Below are 1,748 nucleotides of genomic sequence, written 5' to 3'. Positions count from 1 at the left end.
ATACCCACCCCACCAGCCGCAGCATGAATCAGGATCCGCTGCCCCGCCCGCACCTCGGCCAGATCCCGCAACGCATAGAACGCGGTCAGAAACACAATCGGCACCGACGCCGCCCGAGTAAACGACCAGCCCCGCGGAACCCGCGCCAAGAGACGATGATCGGTGACCGCCACCGGCCCCAACGCACCGTTGAACATCCCGAACACCCGATCCCCAACCACCACCCCCGACACACCCGCGCCGACCTCAAGCACCACCCCGGCCGCCTCACTACCCATCACCGCAGCCGAATCCGGATACATCCCCAACCCGACCAACACATCCCGGAAATTCAACCCCGCCGCCCGCACCCCAACCCGCACCTGCCCAACCCCCAACGGCGCCACCACCCCCGGACAATCCACCACCGCCAGGTTGTCCAAACTGCCCGGCTCCAACACATCAAGACGCCACGACAACCGCTCAGGACCAGGCAGGGATAGCCGGCCAGTACCACCGGCTCGGGTCAACCGCCGGGTGTACAGCCCACCAGCGCGTACCGCGATCTCCGGCTCGTCACTGTCGAGCACCGCCGTCAGGATCCTGCCCAGCTCGCTGCCGGGGTCGGTGTGATCGTCGAGGTCCAGCAGGATGAACCGATTGGGGTGCTCGGACTGCGCGGAACGGACCAGACCCCACACCGCAGCCGCGGCCAAGTCACTACCATCAGTGGCGCCGCGGGTGACCACCACCAACCGGGAACCCTCCGTGGCCGCATCCGCCAGCCACTCCTGGACCCAACCCAACACCAACGTGCTCGCCGCGTGCGTAGCCTCGACAACACCCACCGCATCGTCTGGAGTTGGTAGCTCGGCGACCACCACCGGGGGCAGCTCACCAGCAACCTGCCCATGCCATCCCCAGACCAGTTCGGTAGCCGCCGCCGTGGTGCCAGATTCCGCGTCCGGCAGCGGCACCCACTCCACCGCGAACAGCGACTGCGCCACATCCGGTACCCCGGCGCCCAACTGGTCGGCGGTCACCGGCCGCAACACCAGCGAGTCCGCGGTCAGCACCGGCTGGTCGGCGGTGTCGAACACCGCCACCGCAATAGCCCCATCGTCGGCCGGTGCCAGCCGAACCCGTAGCGTGGTCGCCCCGGTCGCGTGCAGCCGCACCCCGCTCCACGCGAACGGCAACACCGCCTCATCACCGAGAAGTCCGGTCAACCCGATCGGGTGCAACGCCGCGTCCAACACCGCCGGATGCAACCCGAACCCATCCGCTGCGTCCTGCTCGGGCAGGGTCACCTCGGCATACACATCCCGGTCGGAACGCCACACCGCCCGCAAACCCTGAAACACCGGCCCGTACACGTACCCGCCGTCGGCCAACCGCTCGTACACGCCGTCAACAGCCACCGGCCGCGCACCGGCCGGCGGCCACTGCCCCAACCCCGCCGGAACCCGACCGGCCTGCGGGCTCAACACACCCGTGGCATGCCGAGTCCACGAACCCTCCGCGCCTTCTGGTCGGGAGTACACGTTGACCGGCCGTCGACCATCCTGGTCGGGATCACCGACCCACACCTGCACCTGCACTGCGCCCTGCTCCGGCAGCAGCAACGGGGTCTGCAGCGTCAACTCCTGCACCAGGGCACAGCCCACCTGGTCGCCGGCGTACATCACCAACTCCACATACGCCGTGCCCGCCAACAACACCGAACCCAACACCACATGATCGGCCAACCACGGCTGCGCCGACAACGA

At 68.4% G+C, this 1,748-nt stretch carries 1 protein-coding gene; it reads right to left on the bottom strand.

Going from position 1 to position 1,748, the window contains the following annotated elements; translation table 11 throughout:
* Window positions 1-1,748: polyketide synthase dehydratase domain-containing protein (locus AB0B02_RS31850; protein WP_357306810.1), on the bottom strand; the 1,748-nt coding region annotated here is incomplete at both ends.

The organism is Micromonospora sp. NPDC049240, from assembly GCF_040647835.1.
Taxonomy (GTDB): Bacteria; Actinomycetota; Actinomycetes; order Mycobacteriales; family Micromonosporaceae; genus Micromonospora.
This window is presented reverse-complemented; position numbering and strand designations above follow the sequence as displayed.